The 15,963-nt window shown below is 47.5% G+C and carries 13 protein-coding genes; 2 read left to right on the top strand and 11 right to left on the bottom strand.

Going from position 1 to position 15,963, the window contains the following annotated elements; genetic code table 11:
- Nucleotides 1-178: 178 nt before the first annotated feature.
- From pbp4b to thrS, 6 genes are read right to left on the bottom strand one after another with little or no spacing between them, the layout of a single operon-like run.
- The gene (pbp4b, locus tag ACTTJ8_RS07110) at nt 179-2,290 is read right to left on the bottom strand and encodes a penicillin binding protein PBP4B (protein ID WP_442718828.1); all 2,112 of its coding nucleotides are present in this window, start codon (nt 2,288-2,290) and stop codon (nt 179-181) included.
- Nucleotides 2,265-3,287 carry an SPOR domain-containing protein gene (locus tag ACTTJ8_RS07115; RefSeq protein WP_442718827.1) on the bottom strand — a complete coding sequence of 341 codons (1,023 nt, stop codon included), beginning with the start codon at nt 3,285-3,287 and terminating at the stop codon, nt 2,265-2,267. Before ACTTJ8_RS07115 ends, pbp4b begins: the two co-directional genes overlap by 26 nt.
- Before the next feature lie 46 nt (nt 3,288-3,333).
- On the bottom strand, nt 3,334-3,660 hold the full coding sequence (locus ACTTJ8_RS07120) for a hypothetical protein (protein ID WP_442715996.1): 327 nt from the start codon (nt 3,658-3,660) through the stop codon (nt 3,334-3,336).
- A gap of 40 nt (nt 3,661-3,700) precedes the next feature.
- Entirely contained in the window at nt 3,701-5,140 is a 1,440-nt protein-coding gene (miaB, locus tag ACTTJ8_RS07125) for a tRNA (N6-isopentenyl adenosine(37)-C2)-methylthiotransferase MiaB (RefSeq protein ID WP_442718826.1), read from the bottom strand.
- 49 nt (nt 5,141-5,189) lie between these two features.
- Nucleotides 5,190-5,612: a Fe-S cluster assembly sulfur transfer protein SufU gene (gene sufU / locus ACTTJ8_RS07130; protein WP_442718837.1), complete on the bottom strand. Its 423-nt coding sequence runs from the start codon at nt 5,610-5,612 to the stop codon at nt 5,190-5,192.
- A 20-nt stretch (nt 5,613-5,632) separates the two neighbouring features.
- Nucleotides 5,633-7,393 carry a threonine--tRNA ligase gene (gene thrS / locus ACTTJ8_RS07135; protein ID WP_442718825.1) on the bottom strand — a complete coding sequence of 587 codons (1,761 nt, stop codon included), beginning with the start codon at nt 7,391-7,393 and terminating at the stop codon, nt 5,633-5,635.
- A 92-nt stretch (nt 7,394-7,485) separates the two neighbouring features.
- Here thrS and ACTTJ8_RS07140 point away from each other — a divergent pair, with 92 nt between their 5' ends.
- Together ACTTJ8_RS07140 and ACTTJ8_RS07145 are read left to right on the top strand one after the other, a co-directional pair.
- Nucleotides 7,486-8,895 carry a TP0584 family protein gene (locus ACTTJ8_RS07140; protein WP_442718824.1) on the top strand — a complete coding sequence of 470 codons (1,410 nt, stop codon included), beginning with the start codon at nt 7,486-7,488 and terminating at the stop codon, nt 8,893-8,895.
- Nucleotides 8,888-10,510: a peptide ABC transporter substrate-binding protein gene (locus tag ACTTJ8_RS07145; protein ID WP_442718823.1), complete on the top strand. Its 1,623-nt coding sequence runs from the start codon at nt 8,888-8,890 to the stop codon at nt 10,508-10,510. Before ACTTJ8_RS07140 ends, ACTTJ8_RS07145 begins: the two co-directional genes overlap by 8 nt.
- Before the next feature lie 279 nt (nt 10,511-10,789).
- Here ACTTJ8_RS07145 and ACTTJ8_RS07150 read toward each other — a convergent pair whose 3' ends face one another.
- From ACTTJ8_RS07150 to citD, 5 genes are all read right to left on the bottom strand, one after another.
- Complete coding sequence (locus ACTTJ8_RS07150; protein WP_442718822.1) at nt 10,790-11,827, bottom strand: metal ABC transporter solute-binding protein, Zn/Mn family; 1,038 nt, start codon at nt 11,825-11,827, stop codon at nt 10,790-10,792.
- A 202-nt stretch (nt 11,828-12,029) separates the two neighbouring features.
- Nucleotides 12,030-13,121 (bottom strand): triphosphoribosyl-dephospho-CoA synthase, encoded by a 1,092-nt coding sequence (locus tag ACTTJ8_RS07155; protein ID WP_442718821.1) that lies wholly within the window; start codon nt 13,119-13,121, stop codon nt 12,030-12,032.
- Nucleotides 13,105-14,667 carry a citrate lyase subunit alpha gene (citF, locus tag ACTTJ8_RS07160; RefSeq protein WP_442720751.1) on the bottom strand — a complete coding sequence of 521 codons (1,563 nt, stop codon included), beginning with the start codon at nt 14,665-14,667 and terminating at the stop codon, nt 13,105-13,107. Before citF ends, ACTTJ8_RS07155 begins: the two co-directional genes overlap by 17 nt.
- The gene (locus ACTTJ8_RS07165) at nt 14,667-15,575 is read right to left on the bottom strand and encodes an aldolase/citrate lyase family protein (protein ID WP_442720752.1); all 909 of its coding nucleotides are present in this window, start codon (nt 15,573-15,575) and stop codon (nt 14,667-14,669) included. The genes citF and ACTTJ8_RS07165 overlap by 1 nt, the downstream gene beginning before the upstream one ends.
- Before the next feature lie 28 nt (nt 15,576-15,603).
- Nucleotides 15,604-15,891, bottom strand: a complete 288-nt coding sequence (citD, locus tag ACTTJ8_RS07170) for a citrate lyase acyl carrier protein (RefSeq protein WP_442720753.1) — start codon at nt 15,889-15,891, stop codon at nt 15,604-15,606.
- Nucleotides 15,892-15,963 lie beyond the last annotated feature (72 nt).

Genomic DNA, 15,963 nt, shown 5'->3' on the forward strand with positions numbered 1-15,963 from the left:
CACAAACCGCATTGGGGTTGTTGATTAAGCGGCAACGGCTGCGGGAGACCGGGTTAGCGATGGGAGCTGCGCCGCAGGCGTTCCGGAACGAAGTGAAGGAATGGAGCGGAAGCGGAACAGCGGACGTAGCGCCCCGAACGGAGTGAGGGGAACCCCCAGTATTCGTTAGTGTTGATTATTATTTATTGAGAGTGGATAGGATTGCGTGTGCCGTGTCGGTGTTGAGAAAAGCCCGCAATGCAGCAGAACCGGCAGCACGCAGCTGTATGGTTTTTATGATTGCAGCAAGATCATTGCGGTAGCCTTGATTGTTAAAGGCTTTGATTTCAAGCAGCATTTCATATTTTTTTTGAGCGAGTTCGATAAGTAAGCTGTCCAGTTTTGATTGCGGCGGCTGACGGAATGCCTCGTAAATAAGGGTTGTAATTGCTCCATACCGTTTTACCAAATAGTAATCGCCTTCAAACCTGCTGTTCCGGGTATTGTGCGCCGGTGCTGTATTTTTTGCGTTGGTGAGCAGGATGATGATTAAGTGTTCAGCGGGGTCAATAACAGTGAGAGTGCCTGTCCAGCCGGTATGCCCGAAGGTACTGCCCGATGAGAGGGGAGAGAAAGCCCAGCTGTATTCTTGTGTACCCTGCCGCCGCCACCCGAGTCCGAAGCTGGAAACGAGTGATTGCTGAGCGGTAAAATACGCCGCAACAGAGGGATCAAAGAAACGCATTGTCCCATAACCGCCGTTATTGAGCATTACCTGTGCGAGTACGGCGAGGCTTGCGGCATTTGCAAACAGCCCCGCATGACCGCTCATTTCTTCCAGCGCGTAGTAGGCTTCTCCGTCATGCACGGTTCCGTGAATCAATTCTGTTTTTTGCCTGCTTTCCAGCGCAGCCGCAGTACGCGGTTTTGCATATATCTCCGTTGCGGCAATTTCATCGAGAGTGAACCCGCGCTGCAATGGAGTGAAAGAGATACGTTCCAGCTGGAGCGGACGGTAAAACTGAGCGGTAACATAGTCTGCCAATGTTGATCCCGTTATCTTTTCGATAATATAGGTAAGGAGCATATAATTGATATCGGAGTAGCGCACCGATGTGCGCGGTTTATACACTAACGGTGTTGTCATAATGAGGTCTAGGGTATGCTCCCGGTGCGTTTTTTCATCAGCGTTTTTCAGTTTAGCGATTTTCTGAGTATATGGACTGCCTGCCGGAAATCCGGACTGATGGGTGAGTAAATCAAATACGGTGATGTCTGCCTTTCCGGTTATCCTATCTTTTTTTGCATCCTTGAATTGAGGAAAAAACTGCTGAACGGTATCCGTTAAAAAAAGCTGCTTTTCGGACACAAGTTTTTGGAGCGCAAAATTTACTGCGTACATTTTGGTATTACTGGCAATGTCAAAGAGGGTATCTTGTGTTACCGGAATATAAGAATCCAGCGGAGTGCCGGTACTGTCTACCCTACTGATAGTGCCGTAAGCAGCATTTTTAATCATCTGTCCGTTTTTGATGATAACCAGCTGTGCTCCCGGAAAGCCGCACTCGGTCTCTGCTGTCAGCAGCTGATCAACAAGCGCCAGCGCATCCGTTGAATACGGGGTTCCGGCAGGAGGTGTGGGGCTTTTTTGCAGCATTCCCGGCAGCAGCCCCTGCGCTCCGATAATCACAGGATAGGGTATTCGTACCTGTAAAGAAGGCTGGTTCCCGGTTTGCGCCGCCGCAGCGGAATGATGCAATGCGCTATCCTGAGCGGTGCGCAGCGGCTCTTCTTCCGGCTTGCTATCGGCGTGATCCGCTGCTGCACCTGTCAACGGAACAAGGTTTGCGATAGTGAGGGTATTTATGCCGTTTTGGATATAGGGCGAGGCATCAAAGCAAACCGGCATATTGGTACACAGATTTTTTGCCGGTACTTGCCGGTTGTTGATATAGAGGGTAAAAGACGAAAGATTTTGCGCCCAAAAGTAAATGCGCGCCTGCCCCTTGTATGCGATAAAAGAAAGATAATTATTAGGCAAAATAGAGGCGTCGTAGTCCTTCATCGGAATAGGAAAATTTTGAGCAGCTTGCATCACTACCCCATCCGCAAAAACCGATTCAAGCATTGCTTGGGTGTCGGTAGGCAGCGGAAGTCCGGCATTTTGCAGGGGCGCTGATCTGCAAGACGCTAGGATAACGGCAGTAGGCAGTACAACAGCAGACAGCACAACGGCACAGAGTGTAGAACCTAACTCAACCAGTGCTGCCGGTTTGGGTCGTGCACTAGGGGAAAACCGGAAAGGCTTCATAACCTGCGTCCTTGAGCCGGAGCATAATGTCCCCCGCTGCGTTTTCTTCGATGAGTACTGCGAAATACACAGTGCCGCTTGGTCTGGTTTCCTCTTTTATGATGGGACGGAACTGCTTCTTTTGCAGCTCTTCAGCGAGGCGTTCGGCGTATTGCTTTGTTTTATAAAACCCGAGCTGATAGTAAAGCGCTTTTGCCTGAACCGTATCTGCGTGGGTATGCTGAGCGGCTGTGCCGGAGCTTGAGGCAGAAACGGCGGTGCTACGAAAATTCTCCGCTTGGACTGAGGCGGCAGAAGTTCCCGACTGCTGTGCAGCTGCCGTCATTGCCGAATCAGGCTGAGAAAAAGCCGGCTGTGTACGGACTTTGGGCATGAGATACCAAAAAGAAGAGGGCTGCACCATTACATCCCCTTGCACTGCGGCTGCTTCCATCCCGGAGGGATATTCTTTCAGCAAACGGTCTTTTGCTTTGACATCACCGGTTACCCACCAGAGGGTAAACAGCAGCGCCGGATGGTAGTCTGAAAAAGCCTTGTTTCCGCTATATGCGGTAATGAGGGGTAATGCCCTGTCTGCCCGGTCTTCTGCCAAAAGCCGCCACGCATCATAGACGGCAGCGGTGCGGTACTGCGCATTTTCAGTATTGACAGGCAGCCCTGCAGCAATTTCGCTGAGCAAACTGCGGGCGGAATTAAAGTTGCCGCCGCATAGGAACATTCGGACAGCCTCCAACAGCAGCTCAGTTTTTGCAGATGTATTCAGCGCAGCAGCTTGGCGGTAGTGAGCAGCCGCTTGAGTATAGCTGCCGTTGTAAGCCTCATATACGGCAAGCATAGTCAGCGCTTGCACCTGCACTTGTGCGCCCGGAAGGGTATGTAAGCCTTGCTCAAACACCTGCCGCACAGCTGCTTCACTTTTTTGCATAAAAGCTTTTTCAGCGAGCTTTTGAACCGCAGCATCCGGTACGGTTTCTGCCGAAAGCAGCAGGACACACATCCCGTAAAGCAGCGGCAGAGTCCGTCTCAGTAAACTGAAACTTCGGTTACACATCCTGCTTGAGCGACCCGTTATTTTCCTTTTTTTTCTTTCCGAACCAAGAGCGTTTTTCAGGTTTTAATTCAACCTGTGCAACATCGTGGTATACTGCTGCTTGCTTTTCCGCATTCTTTATTCTCCGCCGGCTGCCGATAAGGAAGGGCAGTACCGCGATATTCCCCAGTAAAAAGGCAAAGAGCATACTCAAAAAAATCGGTACATCTTTAAAGACATAAAAAATAACGGAAATATTACAGCGGTTTGCAAGATTAAAGCCCATAAACAAGGCTATGAGCAATATAAGTGTGATAAAATACAATAATTTTCCCGGCATTTCAGCCTCCTTGTATAATAGGTTTCCGGTAATGCAGCTTCTAAAAATCCGGCTGGAGGCTTAGAGGTTTGCCCCGGAATGTTTTTCCTTTTATGGATTGTAATTCAACTTGTATAAAATGTCCAATATGAGCGGGATCGCACTTTTCGGTCAAGACAACCATCTCCCCCTGCTCAGTATGTCCGAACAGCTCATCAGGATTATTCCGTGAATGGGATTCAACGAGCATGGCAGTTTGTACACCAAGCCGTTTTTGCATCCGCTGTTCGGTTATGGTTTGCTGCAGATCAATTACCTGCTGCAGCCGGTTTATGCGTTCCGCATCCGGTATCCTGTCCGGGAAGTTATACGCCTTTGTCCCTTCACGGGGATTATAGTGATACATAAATGCAGAGTCAAACTGCACTTCCCGCATAAGATCCAATGTTTTTTGAAAATCCTCCGGTGTTTCTCCCGGAAAACCGATGAGAATATCAGTGGTCAGCACAATGGATGGCATCTGCTTCCTGAGTTTTTCAACAATGGTAAGATATTGTTCAACAGTATACCGGCGGTTCATACGTGAAAGAATTTCGTTTGAACCGTGCTGTATCGGCAAATGGAGCGATTTACAGACACGGCTATCCTCCGCCATTACCTCAATCAGCTCATCTGAAATATCTTTTGGATGACTGGACAAAAACCGTATCCATTTTATTACATCATCCTCAGCACAAGCAGCCGATACGGCACGCAGCAACTGCGGAAAATGCACCGGAACGCCTGCAGGACTTACCCCATGATATGAATTGACATTCTGTCCCAACAGGGTGATTTCCCGCACCCCCTTCCCGCCTAAAAAAGAAATTTCCTGTAAAATACTTTTAAGGGGTCTGGAAATTTCCCTACCTCGGATATACGGAACAATGCAATAGGTACAAAAATTATTGCACCCATTCATAATCGGCACAAAACTTTGAAAAGAACCTTCCGCGTAAGAACGTTCGGAAAAATGATACTGCTTTTGTGTACTGCTTTGTAAGCAAGGCGATTCCGGGTCAGATATATCGGTACTATGCGGTACTGCTAAGAGAGCAGAAGCGCCGTGGAGGGAAGCTGCCGCGCCGGAAGCTCCGGTATGCGGCATTTTTTGCTGTTCAACTGCCTCAAAAATAGCGGCAAACTGATCCCGCTCAAACATCCCTATAACATAGTCAATCCGGGGGAAATCTTTCTTGATTTGTTCATGCAGCCGCTCTGCCATACAGCCCATCAATACAATGCGGAAGCCGTGCAATTTTTTTAATGCGGAAAATAATCCAAGTCTACCGAACACTCTGGTTTCCGCAGTAATCCGCACTGAACAGGTATTGATAATCAGCAAATCGCAATGCTGTATATCAGGAGCAGCTTCCCACCTCCGTTCCCGTAACAGCTGCTCCAATGCGGCGGATTCGGCAAAATTCATTTGGCATCCGTATGTTTCAATAAAATACTTCAATATATTGATCCCTAAAAACTTTCCTTAAACTTCAGCCGTCGCCCGGTACTTATTGCAGCAGAACTTGTGCGCTATGCCAGCTTAAAGTAGCGCACTTAATCCGGGCAGGCATTTCGGCAAAATAAGCTAAAATTTGCGCATCGCCAAGACTGTCCAAATCAGCATCAGGCTGCGGCTTTCCTGCCATCATATTAAAGAATACCTCAAGATAGCGCCGCGCCTGCTCAACCGTTTTGCCTTTAATCAGTTCAATGAGCATATTCGTAGAAGCCGTCGAAACCGCACAGCCGACACCTAAAAATGATGCGTCGTCAACTATTCCGTCTTTCTGTTTAATCAGAAGGGTTAGATCATCACCGCAGCTCGGATTATGCCCGCGTTCAATCCCTGTTGCTCCATCAATTTGATGCTTATGTTCCGTTCTCCGTGAATAATCCAGCAAGGTCTGCTGATAAACTGTTTCGACCCCCATCATTTGCTCCTCTGTGGTTTTTAGAACTCAGCGCTGACAGCTGCGGTGTCCGTCTTCATCCGGAGGAAGGCGGCAAACTCATCGACTGTCATTGTTTTTTGCTCTCCGCTCAAGCGGCGTACCGTAACGCTGTTTGACTGTTTTTCTTTTTCTCCGACAACCAGCTGGTACGGCACCTTTTGTTCTTGATACTTCCGGATTTTTGCATTCATACGGTCGTTCCCGATGTCTGCCTTTACACGGAAGCCTGCCTTTGTAAGCTGTGCCGCAACATGCTCTGCATATTCGCTAAAAGGCGGCGCAACCGGCACGACAACTGCCTGCGTGGGCGAAAGCCACGGCGGCAAGGCTCCTCCGTGCTGTTCAATCAAGATGCCGATAAAGCGTTCTAGTGATCCGAGCGCCGCGCGGTGCAGCATAACGGGCTGATGCTTTTCATTGTCTTCCCCGATATACTCAGCATTGAGCCGGTCTTTAGCGGGCAGTTGATAGTCTGCCTGTATGGTACCGCACTGCCATTCGCGTCCAAGCGCATCGACAAGGGTAAACTCTAGTTTCGGTCCGTAAAATGCACCTTCTCCCGGTGCAACAGTGTATTCAAGCCCGGCAGCCTTACATGCTTCCGCCAGTGCATTTTCTGCTCTATCCCAGGTTGCGTCATCCCCGACCCGCTTTTCCGGCCGCGTAGAGAATTTAACGAGGATAGCGTTTTCGTCAAAGCCGAAATCCCGGTACAAGGATTTCAGCAGCTTACAGAACTTAGCAACTTCGGAAGAAATCTGCTCTTCCGTGCAGAAGATATGCGCATCATCCTGTACAAAACCGCGTACCCGCATCAGCCCGTGCAGAGAGCCGGATGGCTCATTCCGCGTACACGAACCGAATTCGGCAATCCTGAGGGGCAAATCACGGTAACTTTTGATACCTTGCTTGAATATCTCGACATGCCCCGGACAGTTCATCGGTTTGAGTGCAAATATCCGTTTTTCGCTTTCGGTGATAAACATGTTTTCTTGGTATTTTTCCCAGTGTCCCGAACGGAGCCATAAGCTCTGCGGCATAACAAAGGGGGTATTTACTTCTACATAGCCATCTTCTTTGATCTTCTGCCGGACATATTGCTGCACTGTTAGGTAAAGTGTCCAGCCGTTCGGATGCCAGAATACTTCACCGGGATTGTCTTCTTCAATATGGAACAAGTCAAGCTCCCGTCCAAGCCGCCGGTGATCATTCTTTTCCGCTTCAATCTGCATGGTAAGATACGCTTGCAGGTCATTAGGACTTTCCCACGCAGTGCCGTAGATACGGGTGAGCATCGGGCGTTTTTCATCTCCGCGCCAGTAAGCTCCGGCAATTTTTTCCAATTTAAAGCTTTGTGCGTTAATTTCTTTTGTGTTGACAATGTGCGGACCTCTGCATAGATCGACAAAATTGCCGGAGCGGTAGATAGAAATTTCTTCATCTTGCGGCAGATCATTGATAAGCTCGCATTTAAATGGCTGATCTTTAAACAGTTCAAGCGCTTGCTCCCGCGTAATTACTTCCTTTGTAAAATCATGCGGGGTCGATAAAAGGCGGCGCATTTCTTTTTCTATACGAGGTAGATCATCCTGTGTGATCGGTGTCGGGAGAGCAAAATCATAATAAAATCCGTTTTCAATAGCAGGTCCGATTGCAACTTTTGTTCCGGGAAATAAATTTATCACGGCTTCTGCCATCAGGTGTGCAGTACTGTGCCGTATTACTGGTAGTTTTTCCGATTTTGGCAATGAATTTTTCATACAACCTCCACTCATATACTTTCAAGCATAACCGTGAAATTTTAGGCTGTCAAGGGTCTCATTTTTTTTCCACGCCTTCCGATAATAGGCGTATGGAATCTATGAACAATTTTTCTGAAGAGTTAGAACATCTGATCGCTACACGGCGGGAAGAATTTAATAAACAACTGCTGCCTCAAATGCAGCAAAACTATGCAGCGCTCGGCAGTGTGGTAAAGATTCTCCGCAGCAACCTATTGAAAAAAGGGCTTGTCTATGATGATCCTTATAAATACGACAGCCGTATGACTGAAATCAAAGTGCCGATTAACGAAGGTTTTGCAGACAGTGAGCGAGGAACGGTTATCGGTTCCCGGCTGGCACAGTATCAGACCATGATCGATTTTCTCACTAACTCATATCAATTCAACTGTTCATTTTTAACTCCGCAGCGTATTGCTGCTATGGTCGCACTGAATAAGACATTTCAGTGGTCTGCTCTCAATGAAAATTCAACCCTCCCGAACACCCGTGCGATGTCCGAGATATGTAAATCGCTCCATTCCGTTTCGGATTCTTTAACAGGGGGACTACTGAGGGATTCCTTGGGGCATCTTTCACGGCTTGACACCGATATTAACAAAACCTTACGCCAACTTGCCCGGCTGCACCGCGAAGAATATAAATTGACGGTTAGGAAAAATTTACCGCCGGATATACAAGTTACACAGGCAGATATTGATGCTCCTATAAAGCTGTTAAAAACCATAAAAAAATCTTTTGCGGCTAAAGAGGAAAAGATTCCTTTTTACCACGAGCTTGTGTTGGAAGTTCTGAAAGAAGATTATGGATCTGATTCAGAACATTTACGGCGTGAAGTATTGCAGCACCTGAATGTTGCACAAAAGGAAGATAAGAAGACCAATAAACAGGAAAATATGCGCCCCGTACTTGTTACCGGATTGCGTATTCTCGGTACAACAGGTAATCACTTTGAGGCATGCTTAACAAAAATTATGGCTAATCAAGAAGTCATCTATAAGGCGCACACCACTATTTTTACCAAGTTTTGGGAAGCCTTGCGGCGTGCATTTAATATGGAAGAAAAGAAACATGAAATTACCTTATCAATTAAGGATCCAATCAGTAATTTGCAAAAAAAAGAAATTATTGTTATAGAAGATTATATTGGAAACCTTACAAAGATTATCCGAGTTTTTAAAAGCTTTTCCTCGGGGGCGTCTGATATCCAGCAACGGCTGACCGGTATGAGCAATGAGCAGCTGCTGGAGCTTTTGAATAAGTATATTGTTGTATGTAATAGTTACTTAAAAACATTAACCGCACTGGATGACTATTATAAGTCGGTGGATGTGATATTACGTGCTAAGATAAAGGGAATCAGAATTGAATTGACAACCGTGCGTAATTCAGTGATTAAAGCAAACCAATGTAGAGCGGAATATAATGCAAGCGTTGAAGAATACTCCAATATGAAGGAACTCGGATTGCTCCATGAGTAAAAAATATTTTCTACTGTTTGTATTGTGTTGTTGTTCAGCATTTATGAGCGCGGAAGAAACTGATCCAAACGAAAATCTTGCGCAGCAGCAGGATTTTGTGGTATCTGTTACCTCCGGAATTCCCAATTTACACCCCCATGCAGCATATAATGCGAATGAAGCGCAGATGCTGACCGGCTTATATGAAGGGCTGTGTGTGTACGATCCGTATACGCTGCAGCCTGTTGCCGGATTAGCAAAGAGCTGGAAGATCAGTTCGGATGGTTTGCTCTGGACATTCACCTTGCGGGATGCCCTTACCTTTGAAGATGGAACCCCGATTACTGCACAGGTATTCCGTGATTCATTTATCAATTTATTAAACCCTGCATTGGATTTGCCGTATTCCTCATTGCTGGATTGCGTTAAAGGAGCAAAAGAATACCGGAGCGGGAAGATCACAGACTCCGCACAAATCGGACTCTATGCTGAATCCGACACTTCATTCAAAATTTCGTTGGTATATCCTGCCGAACATCTTGCAAATATTCTCTGTCATCATGCATTTTCGGCAGTGCACCCTTCACAGTTGGAAGCCGTAGTACAGATGGCAGGAAAGTCGGTTTTTCAGAAAATTGAAGATGCCTTTATACCGATTGCAAGCGGGCCATTTAAAATAGAAAGCAGCAGCGATGATCGTATCCGGCTGATTAAAAACGAGGCGTACTGGGATATTCAATCGGTAAAACTTGAGTCAATTACGCTGCTGCTTGACCCCAATGCTGATGAGATGACCGAGGCGTTTAACAGAGGTTCCGTTCACTGGTTATGCGGCTCTGTCAATTTGACTAAGGTTGCGGCAGCCCATACTATTCATGTTACGCCTATGTTTGCAACCGAATATCTGTACTTTAACACGAATACAGCGCCCTGCAGCAGTCAAGCCTTGAGAGAAGCGCTTGTGCATGCTATTCCTTATGACACACTGCGGAAAAATTATTTGCTCCCTGCAAAAACACTGGTGTTTCCCCTGATTGGGTATCCTTCAGTAACAGGTGTTGATACACAAGATACAGCAAAATCTGAAACACTCTTAAAAAAGGTTGAGCAGGTAGATACTGAAAAACCGATTAAAATTCTTTTACCGCAAACTGACTTTTATGCCGAACAAGCGGACTTACTTAAAAAAGCATGGGAAAGCCTCAATCTTTCAGTAGAGGTTACACTTGTCCCTTTTGAGGACTATTATGCACGGCAAAAAACGGATGAGTATCATATCGCTCTTGTTTCGTGGATAGCCGATTTTGCAGATCCGCTCGCCTTTTTGGAATTATTCCGCTCCGATTCGAGCTTAAACAGTTCAAACTGGACTCATCAGGACTACGAAAACTTTATAAAAAAGGCTTCTGCAGAGCAAAACCGTAAAAAAAGATTTGAGTACCTTGCAAAAGCCGAACAGATATTGATGGATTCGTCAGTTGTAATTCCGCTTTCGCATATTCCCGCTATCAATGTGATCGATTTAAGCGATATACAGGGCTGGTATACCAATGCAGTGAATATACACCCTTTTAAGTTTATACGGTTTGTACAGCCTGAAATACTCCCCAATATTGCCGTAAATACAACAGGATAAATTGCAAGAGGTATTGCTTGCCTGCCTTTTTAGCGTTGGGGGGATTAAAAATGATCGCAAGGATGTCAAGAAACAAATCAACACCCCCTGACGCAGAGTGCCGCGGGTATGAAATCATCCGCACGAATTAACACCTCCGGCGCAGCTTGTAAGCATTACCCCTCCGCACGGATAAAAAAAGGTGATAATCAAAGCACGGCTAAAGGAGAGATGTAAAGGCCTTGCAATGACTATCACCAGAAAAATGATACTTACAACAACAAGCTGCGTTTATACGGTTTATTCTGCTAAACTCTTATAAATTTTCTCTATATTTGAGCGCATCCGCTCCATATATGACATATCGTCTTCGGCTGACTCAATAGTATAAATCGTCTGTACCGAAGCACCAACCTCTTTTGCAAGCGTTTTCGACACCTGCGGACTCGCAGCTGTTTCCGTGAAAACAGTTTTAATCCCATACTGGTTACAATAATCTATTAATTTTGCTAATTGTTTTGCGCTGGGTTCTCCCTCCGAAAATACATCTTCTACGCTATTCTGTTCGATATTAAAATCCCGGCACAGATAGCCGAAAGCAGCATGTCCGGTAACGAAACGGCGATGCGAAAGTTTGGCAAAATTTTCCCGATACGATACTAGTATTTTATCTGCATCAGCGGTAAAAGCTGCTGCATTTGCCTGATAAAAGACTGCATTTACCGGATCAGCCTCACTTAAACCGGCTGCAATGTTTTTTACCATTATTTTTGCGGATTCCAGACTGAGCCATGCGTGAGGATCAACCGAGAGGGCATGATGATCGTGAACATTGCCGTCGCCATGATCATGACCACAACAGCAGTCTTGATCACAGTCATCATGATCATGTCCGTGCATATCGTGATCATCATCGTGTCCATGAGCATCGCCATGATGATGGTGGTGATGATGATGTCCTTCAGCCAGTTCAATAGGCGTAATACCCGTAGTGGCACAAATGGTACGTATGTCTTCCCGCTTTACCGCATGGAGCGCATCCTTCAGCCACGGTTCCATACCAAACCCATTGTAGACAACCGCTTTTGCCTGTGTTAAGAAGGTAAGATCACCCGCTTTCGGTTCAAAATCATGGGCTTCTACTCCCGGCGGAATAATAGTGTAGATATGCACCTTGTCCTTACCCACTACCTTAGTAAGCTCCTGCATTGCATCAAACGTCGCCGCAACAGCAATTTTACCCTCAGGTACTTTTTCCGTCTTTCCGCCTGCATATACATTCGATACCAAAAAGGCGGAAATAATTATACTGCACGTTATAAGAAAATATTTTTTCATTTCATAACCTCCTCATGCACTATTTGCAAATCGCTTGCAAATATACTCAAAACCCAAAAGAATTGCAAGTGTTTTTGCAAATGATTTGCAATAAGTGCGTTAAAATAAGAAGGTGTTAATGCCGGGTAATAATTTCTTCAATTTATTCACCTTTGGAGGTTTCTTTGCACTCTTGGTATCTTGGCGGTGAGCTTTTAGAGTTTCACTGCAAAGCGGGTGAAGGCAGGACAAGGTGCGGATAAAGTGATTCGGCGCTCCGGCAGAATAGCACCGCAGCGAAAATATCCGCTGATCCGCCCGGGCTGATATGCTGTTGAATGCAGTAGGCATCAAGCTCTTCAACCGCATGATATAAAGCTGCGCCGGTAAGTCCCGAATTGAGAATGGCACTGCAGCGGGTCTGTAAATCGCGTAATGCAGCGGCTCCTGCACGGAAAAGTACGTTGGTGTCTTCGTTTTCTGCGATGATGTGCAGCAGTATGTAAAGGTGCGCATCCCGCTGCGGCAGTTGACCGGAGGTGCACTCCTCCAGATACGCCGCATTCCGGTTTACCAATGGTAGACCCGCTTCAACCTCGCCGCGAATCCCGCAGCAGCCGTATTGCAGGAACATCCGCTCCCCGTGTGTATAGTGTTGTTTTGCTGCAAGCTGCGTCTTCCATTCCGCAACCGAACCGGCTGCTAACCGCTGTACCTCAGCACAAAGCGCCGCGGTCAGCTGATGCTGTCCGCCGCTCACAGATAAAGACCGGTGATCAGCACAGAGCAGCCGTCCCGCAGCCCCTAAAAGATAGGCAAAGATAAAAATCGCCCCCTTATGCGTGTTGATACCGCCCGTTTCTGCAAACATTGCCTGCTCAAGTGCAAGTCCAGTACGCTGCAGCTGCTTCCGCACCGCGGAAACAGCACCCCCTGTGCAATCCGGCTGCATAGGCACTGCCGTTGCCGGCTGCCCCGGAATTGGCAGTGTTGCATGCGCCGAAGCGGTAGTCGGCTGAGCCGACAGCCGCGGCGACTCCCCTGTGCAATCCGGCTGTGTTGCGCACACCGGAGCAACGCTGCGGGGGAGGGAATCATAGCCGATGCGAGCACATTCATAAAACCCTTGCCGGAGGGCGGCAGCGCTCCGCACAAGGGTGGTAAAATCCATGTCGGTATGCGCCCCTTGCGAAACAGGATCGACCAAACCGGGCTTGGGAAACAGCGCCGCTTCTTCAAGCAGCGCCGTAACTGCCAATGCTGCAAGCTGTTTGCAGGCAGCATCGGTATGTGCAACGCTAGTTTGAAAATTCAAAAGGCTTTGTCTTTCTGATAACGTCAAGTACCGTGCCGTCACGGTATTCTACCACCGCAACCACCTTGTCATCAAAGTGAACAGGCTCCGGCGCACCGGAAATACGGTACGCCTTGTCGCGGAGAGCCTCGATGGTGGTAATCGGGAGATCACTTCCCTTTAAGGCTTCGATTAAGTCGGTACGGCGCGGGTTGATTGCAATGCCCTCTTCCGTGATCACTACGTCAACAGTTTCACCGGGGGTTGTAATCGTGGTAACCTTATCAATAACAACCGGAATACGGGATCGGATAAGCGGTGTGATAATAATGCTCACCTTGGCTCCTGCTGCTGCATCGGGATGTCCGCCGGGTGCCCCGCGGACAATACCGTCTGAACCGACAATAACGTTTACGTTAAAATCGGTATCAATCTCCAGCGCTCCCAAAACAGCAAAGTCAAGCATATTGACGAATGCCCCCTTGTTAAAGGGATCAGCGTACTGCGCAGTAGAAATTTCAAAATGTCCGGGGCTGTCGATCACCGATTCCGCAGACGGAAGGTCGAAGTCCTGTGCATCAACTACGCATTTGATAAGTCCGTCATGTAGCAGCTGTACAATCGGTGCCGTAATACCGCCGATAGCAAAGCTCATCTTGTAGTTTTTTTCTATCATATATTGCTTGAGGCAGCGGACAACCGCTAAGGCTGCCCCTCCCGCCCCCGCTTGGAACGAAAAACCGTCTTTGAAGTTAGGACATTGTGCAATAAACCGTGCGGCATAGTCTGCCATCATCAATTCTTTCGGATTATCAGTGTAGCGGACTTCTTTACTGGCGATTTTTGCCGGATTACCTATCTCATCAACAACCGCAACCACATCAACATCAATCGCTTGAATAGCGGGCGGGAAGTTGGGAAAATCTACCAGCGTGTCGGTAACAACGACCACCTTATCCGCATACTGCGCATCGATCATTGCATACGAAAGCACACCGCAGTTGGATTTACCGCCTTTTCCGCGGGCATTTCCCATGCAGTCCGAGCTGGGAGCGCCGATAAATGCAACATCAATATGAATATCTCCGGCTTCTACCGCCCGTACCCGTCCGCCGTGGCTTCTAATGTACACTACATCGCGGAACAGTCCGTGAGAAATTGCTTCACCGATTTTGCCGCGTACCCCGCTGGAAGAAAGACCGGTTACCGTACCGTCTTCAATGTACGGCAGGATAGCGTCGTGCGCTTCTCCTAACGAGCTGGCATAAATCGTTATTCCTTTGATGCCCAATGCTGCAATCGCTTGAATCACTTTATTGACGACATAATCACCGTTTCTAAAATGATGATGAAATGAAACACTCATTCCGTCTTTTAATCCGACCCGCTTCACTGCCTCTTTTAAGTCATGGACAACCTTATCTTCAGGAGAGGCGGTGAGCTTAACGCCTCCTTTCCGGGCAACACGCTGAAATTCCGTGCCGTCAAAGTGATAAGCACCCTGATATGCTTCTTTTCCGTTTGAAAGTATATTGTCGGGAATATCCCGTCCGGCTTTATTCTTCATTATAACGTCCCCTTATAGACACCGGCAGCTTTTGCATAGCTGATCGTCCGCTGTGCGCCTTCAAGTAATGCAATGTCAACCATCTTTCCGTCAATGGTAAAGACTCCAATTCCCTTCTTTTTATTTTCTTCCAGCTGAATAATGATTTTTTCAGCATGCCGGATTTCTTTTTCCGTTGGGGCAAAAATTTCATGCACCGGAGCAATCTGCTTGGGGCTGATAAGAGACTTACCGTCAAAGCCCATCTGCTTGATGAGTGCGACTTCTTTTTTAAAGCCTTCTATATTATCAACGTCAAGGTAGACTGTATCGAAGCACTGAACACCGGCTGCACGGGCAGCAATGATCAGCTGAGACCGTGCGCCAAGCAGCTCTATTCCTGAATCTGACTTTACCGTGTGCAGATTGCGGGTATAATCTCCCGCACTGAGGGCAATACCCATCATCCGCTCCGATGCTTCACAGATTGCCAGGGCATTGATAACCCCGCGCGGAGATTCGGCCGCTGCCATCAACAGGGTTGAGCCTTCCGGTCGGTTGTATTCCCGCTCAGCTTCCGCAATGAGTTTTTCAACAAGGAGAACATCATCCCGTGTTTCGCATTTAGGAATACGGATGGTATCAGCTCCCGCTGCAACACACACCCGTATATCTTCCTTATAATGCGGTGTGTCGAGACCGTTAATGCGTACTACTTTTTCGCAGCCTTGATAGTCGATTGAGGTGAGCGCATGATAGAGCGAAAACCGGGCAGAATCTTTTTCCCGCTCGGCTACCGCATCCTCCAGATCAAAAATAAGGCTGTCAGCCCGGTAAATATAGGCATCCTGCAATAGAGACGGGCGCTGAGCATTTAAGAACATCATAGTCCGCCGTATGCGGTTTTTCTTTGCTGTATTTATTTCCATATCTTGAGTATCCTCCGGCGGTTTTCCGCTAGTTTCCCCATTTTTCAGGGACGAGTTTACCGGCAGCACGATGCAGCGCCGTTTCCAGCCGTGCTTCAAGTGTGCAATCAAGCGCGCCCTTGTCTATAACGCGGATTTCGCCGTGCTGCACACCCATTCTCTGTAAGGCTGCCGTTACCAGCTGCCGAATATGGTTGCCGTATTGATGAATCACATCGCTTTCGATTGTGACGTCCAATTCTCCGCTCGGCAAAACGGTGATCTGCACATCGCTTGATTCCAATGTGCCTGCCGTTGCCGCTTGTAAAATTTCCATAGAGCACCTCTTGCAGTTTAAACCTGTTCGGAAACTTCCGTTTCTGAACAGGTTACCTTGAAATGCGATGTT

Source organism: Treponema sp. (genome assembly GCF_052169735.1).
In the GTDB taxonomy this organism is placed as follows: domain Bacteria; phylum Spirochaetota; class Spirochaetia; order Treponematales; family Treponemataceae; genus Treponema.

Coding starts and splice junctions, on each gene's coding strand:
- pbp4b (WP_442718828.1), bottom strand. CDS start 2,290: ATGAAGCCTTTCCGGTTTTCCCCTAGTGCACGACCCAAACCGGCAGCA.
- ACTTJ8_RS07115 (WP_442718827.1), bottom strand. CDS start 3,287: ATGTGTGTCCTGCTGCTTTCGGCAGAAACCGTACCGGATGCTGCGGTT.
- ACTTJ8_RS07120 (WP_442715996.1), bottom strand. CDS start 3,660: ATGCCGGGAAAATTATTGTATTTTATCACACTTATATTGCTCATAGCC.
- sufU (WP_442718837.1), bottom strand. CDS start 5,612: ATGGGGGTCGAAACAGTTTATCAGCAGACCTTGCTGGATTATTCACGG.
- thrS (WP_442718825.1), bottom strand. CDS start 7,393: ATGAAAAATTCATTGCCAAAATCGGAAAAACTACCAGTAATACGGCAC.
- ACTTJ8_RS07140 (WP_442718824.1), top strand. CDS start 7,486: ATGGAATCTATGAACAATTTTTCTGAAGAGTTAGAACATCTGATCGCT.
- ACTTJ8_RS07145 (WP_442718823.1), top strand. CDS start 8,888: ATGAGTAAAAAATATTTTCTACTGTTTGTATTGTGTTGTTGTTCAGCA.
- ACTTJ8_RS07150 (WP_442718822.1), bottom strand. CDS start 11,827: ATGAAAAAATATTTTCTTATAACGTGCAGTATAATTATTTCCGCCTTT.
- citF (WP_442720751.1), bottom strand. CDS start 14,667: ATGAAGAATAAAGCCGGACGGGATATTCCCGACAATATACTTTCAAAC.
- ACTTJ8_RS07165 (WP_442720752.1), bottom strand. CDS start 15,575: ATGGAAATAAATACAGCAAAGAAAAACCGCATACGGCGGACTATGATG.
- citD (WP_442720753.1), bottom strand. CDS start 15,891: ATGGAAATTTTACAAGCGGCAACGGCAGGCACATTGGAATCAAGCGAT.